The organism is Rhodococcus sp. MS13 (assembly GCF_013277835.1).
GTDB lineage: Bacteria > Actinomycetota > Actinomycetes > Mycobacteriales > Mycobacteriaceae > Rhodococcus_F > Rhodococcus_F erythropolis.
The window spans coordinates 320,647-337,477 of record NZ_VBTL01000009.1 but is presented as its reverse complement, the minus strand read 5'-3'; the positions used below and the strand labels follow the sequence as shown (position 1 = coordinate 337,477).

15 protein-coding genes are annotated in these 16,831 nt (G+C 63.3%); 8 read left to right on the top strand and 7 right to left on the bottom strand.

The features are described from left to right. Positions 1 to 25: 25 nt before the first annotated feature. Entirely contained in the window at positions 26 to 1,543 is a 1,518-nt protein-coding gene (locus FEZ59_RS18990; protein ID WP_019744738.1) for a PucR family transcriptional regulator, read from the bottom strand. Positions 1,544 to 1,712: 169 nt separating this feature from the next. On the opposite strand from FEZ59_RS18990, the gene FEZ59_RS18985 reads away from it, so the two are divergent. The 3 genes from FEZ59_RS18985 to FEZ59_RS18975 all read left to right on the top strand — a co-directional run bounded on the left by FEZ59_RS18985 (position 1,713) and on the right by FEZ59_RS18975 (position 5,656). Further along, positions 1,713 to 3,143, top strand: a complete 1,431-nt coding sequence (locus FEZ59_RS18985) for a gamma-aminobutyraldehyde dehydrogenase (protein WP_003946421.1) — start codon at positions 1,713 to 1,715, stop codon at positions 3,141 to 3,143. A gap of 90 nt (positions 3,144 to 3,233) precedes the next feature. Next, entirely contained in the window at positions 3,234 to 4,133 is a 900-nt protein-coding gene (locus tag FEZ59_RS18980; RefSeq protein WP_172933035.1) for a universal stress protein, read from the top strand. Further along, on the top strand, positions 4,130 to 5,656 hold the full coding sequence (locus tag FEZ59_RS18975; RefSeq protein WP_007727566.1) for an APC family permease: 1,527 nt from the start codon (positions 4,130 to 4,132) through the stop codon (positions 5,654 to 5,656). Before FEZ59_RS18980 ends, FEZ59_RS18975 begins: the two co-directional genes overlap by 4 nt. On the opposite strand, the gene FEZ59_RS18970 is transcribed toward FEZ59_RS18975, so the two are convergent. Continuing rightward, positions 5,653 to 6,270 carry a TetR/AcrR family transcriptional regulator C-terminal domain-containing protein gene (locus FEZ59_RS18970; protein WP_019744741.1) on the bottom strand — a complete coding sequence of 206 codons (618 nt, stop codon included), beginning with the start codon at positions 6,268 to 6,270 and terminating at the stop codon, positions 5,653 to 5,655. The genes FEZ59_RS18975 and FEZ59_RS18970 overlap by 4 nt on opposite strands. Before the next feature lie 149 nt (positions 6,271 to 6,419). Here FEZ59_RS18970 and FEZ59_RS18965 point away from each other — a divergent pair, with 149 nt between their 5' ends. Continuing rightward, complete coding sequence (locus FEZ59_RS18965; protein WP_029255930.1) at positions 6,420 to 7,367, top strand: nitrilase-related carbon-nitrogen hydrolase; 948 nt, start codon at positions 6,420 to 6,422, stop codon at positions 7,365 to 7,367. Next, positions 7,364 to 8,389, top strand: a complete 1,026-nt coding sequence (locus tag FEZ59_RS18960; protein WP_172933034.1) for an agmatine deiminase family protein — start codon at positions 7,364 to 7,366, stop codon at positions 8,387 to 8,389. Before FEZ59_RS18965 ends, FEZ59_RS18960 begins: the two co-directional genes overlap by 4 nt. Before the next feature lie 11 nt (positions 8,390 to 8,400). On the opposite strand, the gene FEZ59_RS18955 is transcribed toward FEZ59_RS18960, so the two are convergent. Genes FEZ59_RS18955 through FEZ59_RS18945 form a run of 3 tightly spaced genes read right to left on the bottom strand, consistent with a single transcriptional unit; the run spans position 8,401 to position 12,195 of the window. Then, positions 8,401 to 10,338 (bottom strand): VWA domain-containing protein, encoded by a 1,938-nt coding sequence (locus tag FEZ59_RS18955; protein ID WP_172933033.1) that lies wholly within the window; start codon positions 10,336 to 10,338, stop codon positions 8,401 to 8,403. A 9-nt stretch (positions 10,339 to 10,347) separates the two neighbouring features. Further along, the gene (locus tag FEZ59_RS18950; RefSeq protein ID WP_020908640.1) at positions 10,348 to 11,724 is read right to left on the bottom strand and encodes an ATP-binding protein; all 1,377 of its coding nucleotides are present in this window, start codon (positions 11,722 to 11,724) and stop codon (positions 10,348 to 10,350) included. A 54-nt stretch (positions 11,725 to 11,778) separates the two neighbouring features. Further along, positions 11,779 to 12,195: a VOC family protein gene (locus tag FEZ59_RS18945; RefSeq protein WP_019744746.1), complete on the bottom strand. Its 417-nt coding sequence runs from the start codon at positions 12,193 to 12,195 to the stop codon at positions 11,779 to 11,781. An 85-nt stretch (positions 12,196 to 12,280) separates the two neighbouring features. Between FEZ59_RS18945 and FEZ59_RS18940 the strand changes: the two genes are divergently transcribed. The 3 genes from FEZ59_RS18940 to FEZ59_RS18930 all read left to right on the top strand — a co-directional run bounded on the left by FEZ59_RS18940 (position 12,281) and on the right by FEZ59_RS18930 (position 14,522). Continuing rightward, a complete protein-coding gene (locus FEZ59_RS18940; RefSeq protein WP_172933032.1) occupies positions 12,281 to 12,853 on the top strand; it encodes a DUF4126 domain-containing protein in 573 nt (190 codons plus the stop codon). A 27-nt stretch (positions 12,854 to 12,880) separates the two neighbouring features. Then, on the top strand, positions 12,881 to 13,849 hold the full coding sequence (locus tag FEZ59_RS18935) for an alpha/beta fold hydrolase (protein WP_029255933.1): 969 nt from the start codon (positions 12,881 to 12,883) through the stop codon (positions 13,847 to 13,849). 451 nt (positions 13,850 to 14,300) lie between these two features. Beyond that, complete coding sequence (locus FEZ59_RS18930; RefSeq protein WP_003946391.1) at positions 14,301 to 14,522, top strand: hypothetical protein; 222 nt, start codon at positions 14,301 to 14,303, stop codon at positions 14,520 to 14,522. Between the two features lie 76 nt (positions 14,523 to 14,598). On the opposite strand, the gene purH is transcribed toward FEZ59_RS18930, so the two are convergent. Together purH and purN are read right to left on the bottom strand one after the other, a co-directional pair. Then, positions 14,599 to 16,158 carry a bifunctional phosphoribosylaminoimidazolecarboxamide formyltransferase/IMP cyclohydrolase gene (gene purH / locus FEZ59_RS18925; RefSeq protein ID WP_003946407.1) on the bottom strand — a complete coding sequence of 520 codons (1,560 nt, stop codon included), beginning with the start codon at positions 16,156 to 16,158 and terminating at the stop codon, positions 14,599 to 14,601. Then, on the bottom strand, positions 16,151 to 16,786 hold the full coding sequence (gene purN, locus FEZ59_RS18920) for a phosphoribosylglycinamide formyltransferase (protein WP_020908645.1): 636 nt from the start codon (positions 16,784 to 16,786) through the stop codon (positions 16,151 to 16,153). Before purN ends, purH begins: the two co-directional genes overlap by 8 nt. Positions 16,787 to 16,831 lie beyond the last annotated feature (45 nt).

The following is a 16,831-nucleotide window of genomic DNA, read 5'->3' as shown; positions in this document are numbered from 1 at the left end:
CCAAGTCTCGATCATTGCCCGGCAGTCACGACTGCCGGGCAATGATCGAGAGCAGCAGTTCCGCACGAACTCTCGCTACCTCGAGTCGACAGTCGATCAAGCTCTCCACCTTCGCCATTCGGCTTCGCAGCGTGTGCCGGTGGACGCCCATCGTGATGGCTGCCGCTTCCCAGTGCCCGTTGGCCTCGAGGAATGCCCGCAGCGACGCCAGCAGTTCGGTGCCGTTGTCACGGTCGTAGTCCTCGATCGGTGTGATCATCGTTTCCGCCAGCGTGTTGAGCACTTCACGCGTCGAATCGAAAGACAGCAGCACACTTCCGGTCAGCGCCGCGAATTCCAAAGGCTCGCCACCGATTTCCGCCGCAGACGCACACAGCTGGGACTGTTCGACGGCGACCGCCAGCGCTGCGACCACCCGCCGCGCGCTCAAGCCGACTCGAAGCGCGCGAAGATCCGACCTCGATACCCCGCCCAGTAGCTCTCGGGCGAACTCGACGTCGTCGGTTCCACGCAGCAGCACTGTGACGCGAGTGTCGTTGATCCGCGAAAACAACTGCCGCCCTGCCTTGTTCATGAACTCGGCAATCTCGATTCCGACGCGTCCCGCCACGTCGGACGTGTCGGCACGAACTGTCAATCCTCGGATCATTCCCTCGCCGTCGGCGGCCTGCCGGATCTGTTGCCACGCCGGTGCCGGGTCGCGGTCTTCGGTGAGCAGCAGCCCGAGGGCATGCGAATTCAACTGATCCTGAGTGGCGCGCAAGCGCGCAGGTTTCTCGAAGTCCAACGCCAGCAACGAGTTCGCGTGACCGAGCAGTATCTGATCGACGTAGCTGAGCGCCGAAGCACTGATCACCGCCAGGTATCCGTACGGCGTTCGCCCGACGCTGATCTGCTGCACCGCGATCGACGCTCCAGACCTTGCAAGCGTCACGCTGCTGGATGCGCCGCCCCCGAGAGTTGCTCGCAGTTCGTCGATCACGTCGTCCGTCGGCAGTTGAGGTGAGCTCTCGAGAACTCGTCCGGCGACGTCGAGAAGAAGCACCGTCGCCGAGGTTGCGATCGCCAGTTCACGCACGGTTGCGGCAGTTCCGCCGGAAATGACGGCACGCGTCATCCGCGGTTGCGCCCGCGACGCCCGGAGGACAGCTTCATATTCCTGCTCTGCCAACCGGCTCATAACGCGCTTGACGACGGCAGCAAACGGCGTCGGCAGCGGCACCTCGATCAGCGGGAGTCCGATCTCGTCGGCGACGGCCACCAGATCGGCCGGGACCTCGGGGTACGAGAGCCCGGTTCCGAATCCCACCGCCGCTACACCCGCCGCATCGAGCATCCGGAGATAGCGGCCGCGCTTTTGCTGAGTGGACGGCAATCGGATGCCGGTGGTGAGGATGAATTCGCCGCCGGTCAACCATCGAAACGGGTCGAGCAGCTCCGTGGCGTGCGCAAATGTGATTTCGCGACCGACACCCTGCGCCCCACCTTTGAGTTCCAGCGCGAGATCCGGCTGCGCCAACATCCACCGCACAGCGATCGTCATGGGCAGGACTGTACAACTCGGCGCGTCGGGGATCAAAGATTTCACCTTTTTGGCAGCTGCCTTTACTTGTGAGTCAGCGCACACTTGCTCACACACGCCCCACAAAGTGCGAGTTCCGTGCTGATCACCTCGGCCGGAACTCGTTCGACCTCGAGAGGAACCGGTACCGATGTCGATCGTCGTACTCGAGAACTACATCAACGGTGAATTCGTCGCCTCGGCCGCGACGGAAACACTCGACCTGATCAACCCCGTGGACGAGAGTGTGGTCGGGCGTACGCCGGTCTCCACCAAGGAAGACGTCGACGCCGCCGTCGAAGCAGCACAGCGCGCATTCGAGACCTGGGGTAAGACGACACCAAGCGTGCGGCAGGCCGCACTCCTCAAACTCGCCGACGCCATCGAAGCGCACAGCGACGAAATCGTCGCAGCCGAAAGCGCCAACACCGGCCAGGCCCACCAGATGATCGCCGACGAAGAGGTCAAGGTCGGAGCCGATCAGATGCGGTTCTTCGCCGGAGCCGCACGACTTCTCGAGGGCAAGGCGGCCGGAGAGTACATGGAGGGTTTCACCTCCTACGTCCGTCGTGAGCCGATCGGCGTCGTCGGTCAGGTCACTCCGTGGAACTACCCGTTCATGATGGCGCTGTGGAAGATCGGGCCCGCCCTCGCAGCCGGCAACACGATCGTCCTCAAGCCCAGCGACACCACACCAGGCAGCACGCTGGTCCTGGCGAAGCTCTCGAAGGGCATCCTGCCGGACGGCGTGTTCAACGTCGTGCTCGGCAACGGCGGAACCGGCGCGACGTTGGTGGAGAACCCGGCCCTCGGTCTCGTCTCGATCACCGGTTCGGTGCGGGCGGGCATCGCTGTCGCCGTGTCCGCAGCGCAGCAACTCAAGCGCGCGCACCTCGAACTGGGCGGCAAAGCGCCGGCGATCGTCTTCGGCGACGTCGACATCGAGAAGACCGCCACCGGCATCGCCGAGGCAGCGTTCTTCAACGGTGGCCAGGATTGCACCGCGGCCACTCGCGTGATCGTTCACGAGTCCATCCACGATCAGCTCGTCGAAGCCCTCGTCCGGAACGCCGAGAAGCTGCGCCCCGGCGCGCCTTCCGATCCTGACGCTTTCTACGGCCCGCTCAACAACATCAACCACTTCAACGCCGTGAGCGACAAGATCGCGAACCTGCCGGCGTCGGCCAAGATCGTTACCGGCGGAAAGCGTTCGGGCGAAACCGGATTCTTCTTCGAGCCGACCGTCATCACCGGCGTCGCGCAATCAGACGACATCGTGCAGGAAGAGACTTTCGGTCCCATCCTCACCGTCCAGAGCTTCTCCGACGAGAAGGAGGCGATCACGCTTGCCAACGACGTTCGGTTCGGCCTGGCCTCGAGCATCTGGACCAAGGATCACGGTGTCACGCAACGCGTCTCCGCCGCTCTCGACTTCGGTGCGGTGTGGATCAACTGCCACATCCCGCTCGTTGCCGAGATGCCGCACGGCGGCTTCAAGTACTCCGGCTACGGCAAAGATCTCTCGGCATACGGAGTCGAGGACTACACCCGTCTCAAGCACGTCATGAGCTCGCACGACTGAGTTGCCGCCCCTCTTGCTGTGCGCCTTTATTAACCCCCCGCGGTTAATAAAGGCGCACAGCAGATTCCTCCAATCCGGAAAAGAGCCACCATGCGCCTTATCGTCGGATACCTCGCCACACCCAGCGGTAAAGACGGGCTGGTCCTCGGGGCCCAGCTCGCGCGCAGTCTCGGCGCGCAACTCGACATCTGCATGGTCCTCCCACCGGATCGGACACTGCCGGCCAAGGTTCCCTCGGAAGCCTGCTACGACGACATTCTCGCCGCACGTGCACACGACTGGCTCGCCGAGGCGAAAGCATCGGTGCCCGAGGACATCCAGGTGGAAGTACACCTGAGCTTCCACGAGTCGTTTGCTCAGGGCCTGCTCGACGAGGTTGATCGACTGAGCGCGCTGGCGATCGTGGTGGGAGCTTCCGGCGACGGTCTGCTCGGCCGTCACGCGATAGGTTCGGTCTCGACCGAACTGCTGCACTCCGCCCACGTCCCGGTAGCACTGGCGCCTCGGGGAACGCGGCATTCGGCGGCTACCGCAATACGAGAGGTCACCTGCGCGCTCGGTACCCGCGTCGGCGCCGACGTCGTCTTGAACACCGCCGTACGTACCAGTGAACTGATGCAGGTTCCGCTGCGACTGGTCTCGCTCGTGGCACTCGACCCCCAGAACGATCTGCGCGATCACCGCGACACCGCCGAGTCCGCCAGGGAGCGTGCACGAAATCACGCTCAGGACACGCTTGACATCGCAAGAGCGGCGCTCCCCGCCGAGTTCCCCATCGAGGTCATCATCGCCGACGGTTCAACAGTGGAATCGGCAGTGCGTCAACTGGACTGGCAGGACGGCGACCTCGTGATGGTCGGTTCCAGCCGTCTCGCGCAGCCCCGAAAACTCTTCCTGGGCTCCACCGCCGCCAAGATGCTGCGCGTGCTGCCCGTTCCCATGGTCGTAGTGCCCAAGCACGAATTCACCCAGCCGGAGGCACTGTCATGACCAGCACCGAACTGAGTTCCAAAGGCCTCGCCACCGGCAAGATCGGCATGATCTCAGGCGCAGTACTCGGAATCTCCTCCGTGGCACCGGGTTACACCCTGACCGCCAGCATCGGATTGATCGTCGCAGCGGTCGGCCTCAAGATGCCCGCCATCTTCATCGCCGGCTTCATCCCGATGTTCCTCACCGCGTACGCGTACCGCGAGCTGAACTCCGACACACCTGACTGCGGCGCGTCATTCACTTGGTCCACCAAGGCATTCGGGCCGTACGTCGGTTGGATGTGCGGCTGGGGCATGGTGATCGCCACCATCATCGTGCTCTCGAACCTTGCTGCCATTGCCGTCGACTTCTTCTATCTGTTCATCGCGCGAGTGGTCGACAATCCGTCGATCGCCGATCTGCCGGGCAACAAATTTGTCAATGTCGGCACCACACTCGTCTTCATCGCCCTGGCCACATGGATAGCGAGTAGAGGAATCACTACCAGCGAGCGCGTGCAGTTCGCACTCGTCGGCTTCCAGATGGTGCTGCTGGTCGTCTTCGCCGTCGTTGCACTGGTTCACGTTGGCGCCGGCGATGCCCCGGCCGGATTGTCCTTCGACCTGAGTTGGTTCAACCCGTTCAGCGGACTCGCCATCGGTGCGTTTGTCATCGGACTCACCGGATCGATCTTCGCGTTCTGGGGCTGGGATACCTGTCTCACGCTGGGCGAGGAGTCGAAGAACCCCAAGAAGACCCCGGGCCGCGCCGGTTTGCTCTGTGTCGCAACCATTCTCCTGACCTACCTGCTGGTCGCCGTTGCCGCGATGATGTACGCCGGCGTCGGTGAGGAAGGCCTCGGCCTCGGCAATCCCGACAACTCCGAGAACGTCTTCGGCGCTCTGGCCGACCCGGTCCTGGGCAACTGGGGCGGAATGCTCCTCTTCCTCGCAGTCTTCGTGTCTTCCGTTGCGAGCCTGCAGACCACGTTCCTGCCCGCCGCCCGAACCATGCTCGCCATGGGCGCATACGGAGCTTTCCCCAAGAAGCTCGCCGAGGTCTCGCCTCGGTTCCTGGTGCCGTCGTACGCCACCGTCGTGGCCGGCGCGGTGACGGCAGTGTTCTACAGCGTCGTCACGTTCCTCTCCGAAAGTGCGCTGCTCGACACAATCGCCGCCCTCGGTATCATGATCTGCTGGTACTACGGCATCACGGCATTCGCGTGCGTGTGGTACTTCCGCAAGACGCTCTTCGAGAGCGTACGAAACTTCGTCTTCCGGCTCGCGTTCCCACTCATCGGTGGTCTCATGCTGCTTGCGGTGTTCGTCATTTCGGTTCAGGAGAGTATGAATCCGGACAACGCCAGCGGAGCATCCATCGGCGGAATCGGCCTGGTCTTCTTCCTCGGCTTCGGAATCCTCATCCTCGGCGCGGTACTGATGATGGTCATGCGAGTGCGCAATCCCGAGTTCTTCGAGGGCAAAACCCTCAACCGCGACACAGAGGCTCTGCGCGACGAGAACGACCTCAGCGTGTCTTAGGAGACAGTAGGTTCGGGGGCCTGAGCGATCAGGCCCGCCATCAATACGCGCAAGCCGAATTCGAAGGCGGCGTCGGCACGTTCGGGATTTTTCCCGGATGTTGCCAACGCCGCCTTCATCGCGTCGTTGGCCTCGGGCCCCGATGCCCACTGGACATCCGGCGCCGCCAGATCCAACGCCGAACCGAGAACAAAACTGTCGACGGTTGTGATTGCGTGCAGCGTTTGAGCCGGGTCGAAGCCACCATCGGCGAATGCCTGCGCCAACGCGTTGTACAGGGTGAACGCCACACCGGCCTGCACCGTCTGGGCGGTGAAGAGCGGAATCAGGCGAGGATGTGCTGCGTAGCTTCGCCGGTACTCGGCTGCCAGCGCAGAGACGGTCTCGCTCCAGGATCCCGAGGCCGACTCCACGTCGATTCCCGCCATCAGCTGAGCCCTCATCAGTTCGACGATCTCGGCCCGTCCGGAAACGTGGTTGTAGAGCGACGACGGTCGCACCTTCAGTCGTGCGGCGAGTCCCGGCATGGTGAAGTCGCCGGATTCGTCCACCGACTCGATCGCTGCCTCGGTGATGATCGCCGGTGAGAGCAGTCGTTGCGATGGCCGCGGCATATGTCCTCCTGTAGTGATCCACACCGTTCGGGGCGCCGCAAAAAACAATTCCTCGAAAGTCCTTGATCAATCAGCGCTCACCCACCATACTTAACGAATCACATTCGTTTTACGTTGAACGTCGAATACCCGAGCACCGAGGAAACCCCATGCTGACGATCACCGCCCTCACCCCACCCGAGTCTCTGGCCGCGACTACGCCGTCCACGTCCACACCTCTGCGTGTAGGTCTCGTGCAACATCGCTGGCACGAGGACCAAGACGACCTCTACACCGAATTGAGCGAGGGCATTGCGTCCGCAGCGAAGCTGGGCGCTTCCGTGGTCTTTCTTCCGGAGCTGACGCTCAGCCGCTACCCCGCCTCCACCCCGGCCGGCGACAATCCCGGACGCGAAGCGGAAGACCTGCTCACCGGACCCACTCTCGCCTTCGCCGCCAAAGCCGCCGCCGCGAACCAGGTCCTCGTCCACGCATCGCTGTACGAGCGCAGTGAGGCCGAGGACGGACTGGGATTCAACACCGCGATCCTCGTCTCGCCCGAAGGTGAGCTTCTCGCCAGAACCCGCAAGCTCCACATTCCGGTGACGGCCGGATACTACGAGGACACGTACTTCCGCGGCGGTCCGGCGCAGGACGCATACCCCGTCCACGAGGCACTCGGCGCGAAGTTCGGCCTCCCGACATGCTGGGACGAGTGGTTCCCGGAGGTCGCACGTGCATACTCCCTCGCCGGCGCCCAGGTTCTGGTGTACCCGACGGCGATCGGCTCCGAGCCCGATCATCCGAACTTCGACACCCAACCGCTGTGGCAGCAGGTGATCGTCGGAAACGGTATTGCCAACGGCACCTTCATGGTTGTTCCCAATCGCCACGGCAGTGAAGGTCTCATCACCTTCTACGGTTCTTCCTTCATCTCGGATCCGTACGGACGCATCCTCGTTCAGGCTCCCCGCGACGAATCAGCAGTGCTGGTCGCCGATCTCGATCTTCGGCAACGTGAAGACTGGCTTGCACTGTTCCCGTTCCTGGCCACTCGCCGACCCGACACCTACTCGGCTCTGACCGCACCGGTGAACACTGTGGGAGCCAACCGATGACCTGGCGAATGCCCGCGGAAAGTGAACCGCACGAACGCACCTGGATGGCGTACCCCAGCGCCGGATACTCCCTCGGCGGCACCGCCGAGGAACAGCACGAAGCGCGCTCGACGTGGGCGGCCGTCGCCCACGCCGTCGCCGAATTCGAGCCGGTCACCGTCGTCGTCGATCCCGCCGAAGTCGAAGAAGCACGAAAGTATCTGTCCGAGAAGGTCGACATCGTCGAGGCGCCTCTCAACGACGCGTGGATGCGCGACATCGGGCCGACGTTCGTCCTGTCCGACGAAGGCCGTCTCGGCGGAGTCGACTGGGTGTTCAACGGCTGGGGCGCACAGGAGTGGACGCAGTGGGACAAGGACTCGAAGATCGGCGCATTTGTCGTCGAACAATCCGGTGCCCAGTTGATCGACTCACCAATCGTCAACGAGGGCGGCGGTATTCAGGTCGACGGTCTCGGCACCGTCTTGGTCACCGAAACCGTCCAACTCGATCCGGGACGAAACCCCGACCTGACGAAGGCCGACATCGAGGCCGAACTCGCCCGCACCATCGGCGCCAAGCACGTGATCTGGCTTCCCCGCGGGTTGACTCGCGATCAGGAGACCTACGGAACGCGCGGACACGTCGACATCGTCGCTGCCATCTCTTCCCCCGGAGTGGTACTCGTCCATGACCAACGCAATCCGGTGCACCCCGACTACGCCGTCAGCAAGACGATCATCGAGTTGTTCGAAAGCTCGACGGATGTCGGCGGCCGGCCGTGGAAGGTAATTCGGGTACCCGCTCCCGAAATCCTGCGCGACGACGAGGGATTCGTCGACTACAGCTACATCAACCACCTCGTGGTCAATCGTGGAGTGATCGCCTGCAGCTTCGACGACCCGGCCGACGCCGAAGCGGCCCGGATCCTGGCAGCCGCTTACCCCGGACGCACTGTCGTCACCGTCGACGCCAGACCGTTGTTCGAACGTGGCGGCGGCATCCACTGCATCACCCAGCACCAGCCCGCTGAACAAGACTGACGGCGGCAGAATTAACGGCGACCTCGCATGTAGTCACTCACGACGGCTGCGCCGAGGCCGTCCAGGTCCGGTGCGATGACGCGTCCACCCACCCGGTGCGCCATCCGGTCGACCACCCTGGCCAGACCTGGATCCTCACCGAGGCGGAAGAACGTGACCTTGGCGCCCAGCCTGGCCACGGCGTCGAGTGCTCGAACCGTCAAACCGAGGGTTCGCGCACTCGGCGGGTAGTCGAACCTGGCTTCTCCGTCCGCTTCGAGATGAGCCGTCGGCTCACCGTCCGTGACGATCAATACCACCGGCTGCGCATTGGAATGGCGTCGAAGGTGTCTGGCCGCCAACAACAGTGCGTGGTGCAGGTTGGTTCCCTGGTCCCACGCGCCGTCCAAACCGGCGAGCTCCGACGGGCTCAGTACGTGCGCGTGGCGTCCGAAGGCGATCAACTGCAGCTCGTCGCTGCGAAACCGCGTGCTCACCAGATGATTGAGTGCCAGAGCGGTGCGCTTCATCGGCACCCAGCGATCCTCCATCACCATCGAGAACGACGTGTCCACCAACAGAGCCACAGCAGCCTGACTACGCTGCTCGGTTTCGGCCACCTCCACATCGACGACGCTCAGCCGCACCGGCATTCGGCCCGGGTCACGTAGGACGGCGTTGGTGATGGTTCTCGTGACGTCCCACGGTTCGGTGTCCCCGAACTCCCATTCGCGGGAAGCTCCGGTCGGTTCGCCCATCGCACCTGCCCGACGCGTATCGCGTTGACCGGTTCGCGACGACAGTTGCCCGGCGACGTCACGCAGAGCGGTCTGTCCGAGCTGTCGCATGGCTTTGGGCGACAAGCGCCATTGACCGTCTGGTGCGCGATCGAAGAAACCCTCTTCCTGCAAAGCCTTTTCGAGATCGGCCAGGGTGCGAGCATCAGCGGCGGCTTCGTCGCCGAGTTGCCGCGCAAGTAGCTCGGGGTCGATGTCGTCGAGCGCTGCGCCGGCATACTGCTGCGACAGTTGATCTGCCAGCGATTCCAGCTCGGCGATGTCCTGCAGGGCACCGGTCCCCTCACCCAACCCCATTCCGTTGTCGCCGCGGAACTGTTGCGAACCTTCCCAGTCCTCACCCGGCCGAGCCGCCTGAAGGAACTGGTCGAGTTGACTCAGCTCACTCATCAGGCTCGGATCGCCGAACGCCTGCTGCGCCAACGCATCCAACTCGTCACGCTGCTCCTGCGAGAGCGAGTTACGCAATCGTTGTGCGGCCGCCGCGCGCTGCGCCAACGAATCCAGAAGTTCGTCGACGTTGCGCGGGTTGTCCGGGAAATACTGCCCGTGCTTGTCCATGAACTCCGCAAACTGCTCCGGAGTGTCGACGCCCCGAGAGTGCGCATCGAGCAGTTGATTCAGATCTGCCAGCATCTGGCGAATCTGCTCACGATCCTCGTCGGTAGCGCCCTCGAGTGCCTGCTTCATTCCCGAGAAGCGTTGATCGAGGACCTCACGTCCGAGCAGATCACGAATCTTCTCGTAATCCGCGCGAGCCTGTTCGCTGCGCCAGTTGTAGTCGGCCAGATCTTGCACGGCCTGAGCTGTGGACGGTGGCAACTCCTCGATCCGCATTTCGTTGAATCGTGCGTCGTCGTCGAGAGCACGTGCCAGTTCTTTGCGCTCTTCGAGCACCGCCTTGTCGAGAAGCTTACGAACCTCGTCGAGCGTTCCGTCGAGATTGTTGCGGCGTAGCAGCTCACGTCGACGCCGGTTCGCCTGGGCAGCAAGGTCGTCGAGCCCGCGCATGTCTCGGTTTCCGCGGCGCAGGAGTTCCCGGAGGGCATGGCGCGGCGACGTGCCTGACAACACGTCGTCGCCGATTGCTGCCAAGGCATCGCGCAGATCTACCGGAGGCGCCAGCGGATCGGGACCACCGTCGTACGGCCCGTACCGCGGATTGTGGATCATCACTGCCCCTTACGAATACACCGAGCGGCCGCCCGGGCCTTGATCTTTGGAGATCCGGCGCGCGAGGTAAAGCCCTTCGAGGGCAAGTTCGGCACCGGCGGCACGCTCGCCGTCGGATTGCGCGCCGAGGCGTTCGGCTACTTCGTCCAGGACCTCGAGGTCCGGAAGCTCGTCGAGAAACGCCTTGGCCGTGACAGATTCACCGGTGACGATCGTATTGCCCGTCTCCACAGCAGCAACCAACATCCCGAGGTCGATTCCGCCGAGTCGTACCCGAACCGTATCGGCGGTCGCGCGACGCAGCAGGTGCTCGAGCACCTCCAGTTCCCGTCCCTCTTCACCGGATTCGAATTCGACCTTGCCGCGAAGAACCTCGACCACGGACTCGAGATCGACGGGCCGTGCAACAGGATCGGCCTCGCCGAGCACCGCCGCGCGTCGTACCGCCGCTGCACTGACGGTTTCCGCGCCGGCGACGGCAAATCGTGCCGACACACCCGATCGCTGATCCACCGAGGTGGATTCGCGTAGCAAGCGCGTGAACCTGGCAAGAATTTCGAGAAGGTAGTCAGGCACCTCCGCGGCCAGGTGCGCCTCCTGCTCGATCACCGCGATCTCGCCCGCCAACTCGACGGGGTAGTGAGTGCGGATTTCGGCGCCGAAGCGGTCCTTGAGCGGTGTGATGATGCGCCCGCGGTTGGTGTAGTCCTCAGGATTTGCGCTCGCGACCAGAAGGACGTCCAACGGAAGCCGAAGCGTGTATCCGCGGACCTGGATGTCCCGCTCTTCCATCACGTTGAGCAAGGAGACCTGGATGCGCTCGGCGAGGTCGGGAAGCTCGTTGATGGCCACGATTCCGCGATGCGCGCGGGGCACGAGACCGAAGTGAATGGTCTCCGGATCGCCGAGGCTCCTACCCTCGGCCACCTTGACCGGGTCGACGTCGCCGATCAGGTCGGCGACCGAGGTGTCCGGCGTTGCCAGTTTCTCGGAGTACCGCTCGCTGCGGTGTCGCCAGGCGATCGGGAGGTCGTCACCCAGTTCCTTGGCTCGACGTATCGAAGCCGGTGTGATCGGCTCGTACGGGTGCTCCCCCAGTTCCGAGCCTTCGATGACGGGCGTCCACTCGTCGAGCAGGAGCCCGAGGGTGCGAAGCAACCTCGTCTTTCCTTGACCGCGTTCGCCGAGCAGAACCACGTCGTGGCCGGCGATCAGCGCCCGCTCGAGTTGCGGGGCGACCGTGTCCTCGAACCCGACTATCCCGGGCCAGGGGTCACGGCCGTCCCGCAACGCGGCGAGAAGGTTCTCTCGTAGTTCTTCCTTGACACTTCGCTGTACGTGTCCGGAGGCGCGTAGCTCTCCGAGGGTTTTTGCGACAGTCACCACTCCACGCTACGAGTGTTTGCGGGGTTTCGCCTCTCGCCGAGGAAGTTCGGTCGCTCAGCCCTCGATGTTCTCGGGATTCATCCAGATGATTTCCCAGATGTGGCCGTCGGGATCCTGGAAGCTGCGGCTGTACATGAAGCCGTGATCCTGCGTCGCGTTACCTTCGGAACCGCCGGTCGCGAGCGCCTTGTCGACGAGGGTGTCGACGGCCTCACGGGTCTCGGCCGAGAGACCGAGCAGCGCTTCCGTCGACGTCGAGGTGTCGGCAATGCCCTTGGTGGTGAAGGTCTTGAAGAAGGGCTCGGCCAACAGCATCACGACGATGGTGTCACTGATGACCATCGACGACGCATTCTCGTCGGAGAACTGCGTGTTCTTGGAGTATCCGAGGCCCTCGTAGAAGGTGGTGGCCTTGCCGAGGTCCTTGACGGGCAGGTTGAGGAAGAACATCGGCTGCGGGTTTGTCGCCATGAAAGGTCCTTTCCGAGACTTTGCTGTGCGCCTTTATTAACCGCCGGCGGTTAATAAAGGCGCACAGTAGACCTAAACTCCACCCATGGATACCTGGGTGTTGCCCGCCATGCTCGGTCTCGGACTCGCCGCAGCGTCCGGAATGCGAACCTTCCTGCCGTTGCTGATGCTCAGCGCTGCCGTCCACTTCGAACTGTTCGGAATCACCGTCGGCGAGTCGATGCGGTGGGTCGGATCCACCGGAGCGCTGGTGGCATTGGCAATAGCCGCGGTGGTCGAACTGGGTGCCGACCTCATTCCCTTCGTGGACAACGCATTCTCGGTGATCGGGAACGTCACCGGACCCATCGCCGGAGTGATCGCGGCCTGGGCGGCCTTCAGCCATCTCGACCCTGCGATGGCCGCGTTGGCGGGCATCATCGTCGGAGCGCCGACGGCGCTGACATTCAGCGCCGCCCAGACCGGCACTCGCGCGGTCAGTACGGCCACTACCGGTGGACTGGCGAATCCCGTCGTCTCCGTCATCGAGGATGTGCTGACTTTCTTCACCTCCTTGATCGCGATGATCTTGCCGCTCCTGATCATTCCGCTGCTCGCCGCACTCTTGTGGTTCAGCTGGCGCGGATGGCGACGTGTCCAGAGTCTGCGCACCACCTGAACCTGCGGACCTGGTAGACAAGTCGTCATGTCCGACACCGAGATCTCGTTCCAATCCGGCGACGTCACCCTGTACGGGAGTCTTCGCCTGGCAGCCTCACCCGACTCCCCGGCGCCGGCCGCGCTGATTCTGGCCGGCAGCGGCCCCACCGACCGAAACGGCGACAGCGCACTCCTCGAAGGCGACATCGGAACTCTGCGGTTCATCGCGGATCTTCTTGAAAATCAAGGCATTTCAAGCCTGCGTTACGACAAGCTCGGCAGCGGCGAAACCGCCCTCGGCGACTACGAGATCGAGGACATCGCCGATCTCGGCTTCAACACATTCGTCGACGCCGCCTCCGACGGACTTGACTACCTCGCCGGACAACCCGGCGTCGATCCCGAGCGACTGTTCGTCGTCGGACACAGCGACGGCGCCGTCGTCGCGCTGGCACTTGCCACCGCGAAAGAGGGCACAAGAGTCAGCGCCCTCGCACTGCTCGAGCCACTGAGTGTCCGGCTTCTCGATCTACTCACGACGCAGATTCACCGCCAGCTCGACGCCGTCGTCGGCGCCGGACAGTTGCCGGTCGAACTGGCTGACGAACTGCGCGTCGCGCTCGCCGACGCCGTCGAGTCTCTTCGATCCGAGGGCACAGTTCCGGATGATCTACCCGAACCGCTGCAGAACGCGGGACTCGTTCACGCCAATGCCAAGGCACTCGCCGAGGAAGACGCACTGGACCCAGTTGCGCTCGTAGCGGCACTACCGGCAGGCATGCCCGTTCTCACCAGCTGCTCGGACAAGGACATCCAAGTAATTCCCTCCGACGTCGCGGCACTCGACGCCGCGCTCTCACATACCGCGCTGACTTCAGTGCGGATGCGCAACGCCAACTTCGTACTCAAGGACATCGGCGAAGAACAGTCCACCGGGGCCGACTACGTCGCTCCGCTTCCGTACTCGGCAGAGTTCGCGGAGCCCTTCACAGCGTGGGTCCGCTCGTTCTCCTGATCACGTACAGACCGAACGTCCTCTTTTTCGGGTAGAAAGTTCCCTCCGCGAACCATCGCGGAGGGACTTCTGCTTTCTACGCCCGACCTGCAACAAAGGCTCTCTCAATCCAGCGAACCCGGGGACAAAAGTCACCCGGAGTTTACGTTCGCGGCGCTTTTTATTGGTGCGAACCCTCGATCCGTGCTGTACGGTCATCCATTAACCAGCAACGCCACACAGAAAGGAACGGACGTCATGTCGCTACACCCGAACTTTGCATCCGTACCTTCGTGGCGCAGCTGCACCGCAGGCAAGCACATTTTTTCGGCCGCAATGTCGGCCAAGCACATGGGCAACAAGCGCGGTGTACCCCGAGAATGATCCCCAGTTTCACCGGATTCGTTCTCGGGCACCCAGGGCAAACGCCTCGGGTGCCTTTTCTTTTACCTTTCACACGCAGGAGCACCACATGAAACTTCGAGTCAACCAACTGTCCATCGCGCCGCCGTATGTCGATCTGCCGGGTGACCTCACCGGATACGCCGTCACCCTGGATCTTTCGCACTCCGATGCTGCCCACGAAGCCACCCTCGGCGCACTGATCAGCGAGATCCGCAGTCGCGGAGCCTCACGCGTCGTCATCACCGGCTCACCCCGCGAACTCCAGGGCACCCACAGCAGCGCAGCCTGAAAGAACGGGCAGCCTGAAAGCAGAACGGGCCCCGAACTCCCGTTGAGGAGTCGAGGCCCGCTACCGAAGCAGAAAGTCAGTGCGCGAAGTGGCGCGCACCGGTCAGATAAAGAGTGACACCGGCTTCCTTGGCTGCGGCAATCACCTCGTTGTCGCGAACCGAACCACCCGGCTGCACAACAGCCTTGACGCCGGCGTTGAGAAGAACCTGCAGACCGTCGGGGAACGGGAAGAACGCGTCCGAGGCCGCAACCGACCCTACGACGCGGTCACCGGCTCGCTGAACAGCAAGATGCGCTGCATCGACGCGGTTGACCTGGCCCATACCGACGCCGACGGACGCGCCGCCGGAGGCCAGCAGGATCGCGTTTGACTTCACCGATCGGCTGGCACGCCAAGCAAATTCGAGGTCAGCGAGAGTCTCGGCATCTGCAGCCTCACCGTTGGCGAGAGTCCAGTTGGCCGGGTTGTCGCCGTCAGCGTCCAGAACGTCGCGCTGCTGGAGCAAGGTACCGCCAGAGATCGGACGCAGTTCGATTCCGGTAGCGGTCGGAGCCGCAGCCTTCAGAACACGAATGTTCTTCTTACGCTGCAGAACCTCGACAGCCCCGTCTTCGTACGAGGGCGCGATGACAACCTCGGTGAAGATATCGGCGATCTGCTCTGCCAGTTCGACGGTGACCTCACGGTTGGCTGCGATGACACCACCGAAAGCACTGACCGGATCGCAAGCATGCGCCTTGCGGTGGGCGTCGGCAATGTCGGTCCCGATGGCGATGCCACACGGGTTGGCGTGCTTGATGATTGCGACGGCCGGATCAGTGAAGTCGTACGCTGCACGCCACGCTGCGTCGGAGTCCGTGTAGTTGTTGTACGACATCTCCTTGCCGTGCAACTGCTCCGCCTGAGCCAAACCTGCAGGCGCAGCCGGGTTTTCGTACAACGCAGCGTCCTGGTGCGGGTTCTCGCCGTAGCGAAGGACAGCGCTGCGGTTCCAGGTAGCACCGACCCAGGCCGGGAACAGCGAACCGTCCTCGTCAGCTGCGATCGTGCTCGTCATCCAGCTTGCAACAGCGACGTCGTACGACGCAGTGTGCTGGAACGCCTGCGCCGCAAGCACAGTGCGCTCACGCAAGGTGAATCCGCCACCGGCAACGGCAGTCAGGACATCGGCGTAACGAGCCGGATCGACCACGACGGCAACCGACGGATGGTTCTTGGCTGCAGCACGCACCATCGACGGGCCGCCGATGTCGATCTGCTCGACGCACTCGTCCGGGCTAGCGCCCGAGGCAACCGTCTCGGTGAAGGGGTACAGGTTCACGACGACCAATTCGAAGGTCGCGATGCCGAGTTCCTCGAGCTGAGCGAGGTGATCCGGCTTGCGGGTATCGGCGAGAACGCCGGCATGGACGCGCGGATGCAGCGTCTTCACGCGGCCTTCGAGGCATTCCGGGAATCCGGTCAGCGCCTCGACCGGCGTCACGGGGATTCCGGCGTCGGCAATCTTCGACGCGGTCGAACCGGTCGAGACCAACTCGACACCGGCCTCGTGCAGGCCCGTGGCCAGCTCGATCAGACCACTCTTGTCGTAGACGCTGACAAGTGCACGGCGCACAGCCTTGCGTTCACTCACTGGGGATCACGGCCTTTCGTCCATCGGAAACCACTCCGCGCGTAGCAACAGCGGCGATGACGTCCGCCAACAACCGTCGCTCCACAATTTTGATGCGTTCATGCAACGAAGACTCGGTGTCGTCGTCATGCACCGGCACAGCTTCCTGCGCCAAGATCGGCCCGGTATCAACTCCGCCGTCGACGAGATGCACCGTGGAACCGGTGACCTTCACGCCGTACGCCAGAGCGTCGGGAACCGCGTGCGCGCCGGGAAAGGCAGGCAGCAACGCGGGATGAGTGTTGATGATTCGGCCGCCGAAACGCGCGAGAAAGCTGGGGCCGAGGATTTTCATGAAGCCTGCACTGACCACGAGATCGGGTTCGTGCTCGGCCACCGCTGCTGTCAACGCCTCGTCCCAGGCGGCACGATTTTCATAAGTCTTGATCGAGACTTTGAAGGACGGGATCTTCGAATCCGCAGCGTGCTCGGCGGCGAGGCAGTCACGATCTACCCCGACGGCAACGATCTCGGCCGGGTATCCCTCGGCGTGCGAAGCCTCGATCAGCGAAGTCAGCAGGGTTCCCGCGCCGGAAGCGAGTACGACTACCCGCGCGATCGAGTCGCGAAATTGGACCCCGTCGGGCATTGTCGGCTGCGGATTGTCGGCCGAGGCAGTCAGCGCACTACTCCT

What these genes read in the sequence shown, in the direction of transcription:
- FEZ59_RS18990 (WP_019744738.1), bottom strand. Translation starts at nt 1,543, where the DNA reads ATGACGATCGCTGTGCGGTGGATGTTGGCGCAGCCGGATCTCGCGCTG.
- FEZ59_RS18985 (WP_003946421.1), top strand. Translation starts at nt 1,713, where the DNA reads ATGTCGATCGTCGTACTCGAGAACTACATCAACGGTGAATTCGTCGCC.
- FEZ59_RS18980 (WP_172933035.1), top strand. Translation starts at nt 3,234, where the DNA reads ATGCGCCTTATCGTCGGATACCTCGCCACACCCAGCGGTAAAGACGGG.
- FEZ59_RS18975 (WP_007727566.1), top strand. Translation starts at nt 4,130, where the DNA reads ATGACCAGCACCGAACTGAGTTCCAAAGGCCTCGCCACCGGCAAGATC.
- FEZ59_RS18970 (WP_019744741.1), bottom strand. Translation starts at nt 6,270, where the DNA reads ATGCCGCGGCCATCGCAACGACTGCTCTCACCGGCGATCATCACCGAG.
- FEZ59_RS18965 (WP_029255930.1), top strand. Translation starts at nt 6,420, where the DNA reads ATGCTGACGATCACCGCCCTCACCCCACCCGAGTCTCTGGCCGCGACT.
- FEZ59_RS18960 (WP_172933034.1), top strand. Translation starts at nt 7,364, where the DNA reads ATGACCTGGCGAATGCCCGCGGAAAGTGAACCGCACGAACGCACCTGG.
- FEZ59_RS18955 (WP_172933033.1), bottom strand. Translation starts at nt 10,338, where the DNA reads ATGATCCACAATCCGCGGTACGGGCCGTACGACGGTGGTCCCGATCCG.
- FEZ59_RS18945 (WP_019744746.1), bottom strand. Translation starts at nt 12,195, where the DNA reads ATGGCGACAAACCCGCAGCCGATGTTCTTCCTCAACCTGCCCGTCAAG.
- FEZ59_RS18940 (WP_172933032.1), top strand. Translation starts at nt 12,281, where the DNA reads ATGGATACCTGGGTGTTGCCCGCCATGCTCGGTCTCGGACTCGCCGCA.
- FEZ59_RS18935 (WP_029255933.1), top strand. Translation starts at nt 12,881, where the DNA reads ATGTCCGACACCGAGATCTCGTTCCAATCCGGCGACGTCACCCTGTAC.
- FEZ59_RS18930 (WP_003946391.1), top strand. Translation starts at nt 14,301, where the DNA reads ATGAAACTTCGAGTCAACCAACTGTCCATCGCGCCGCCGTATGTCGAT.
- purN (WP_020908645.1), bottom strand. Translation starts at nt 16,786, where the DNA reads ATGCCCGACGGGGTCCAATTTCGCGACTCGATCGCGCGGGTAGTCGTA.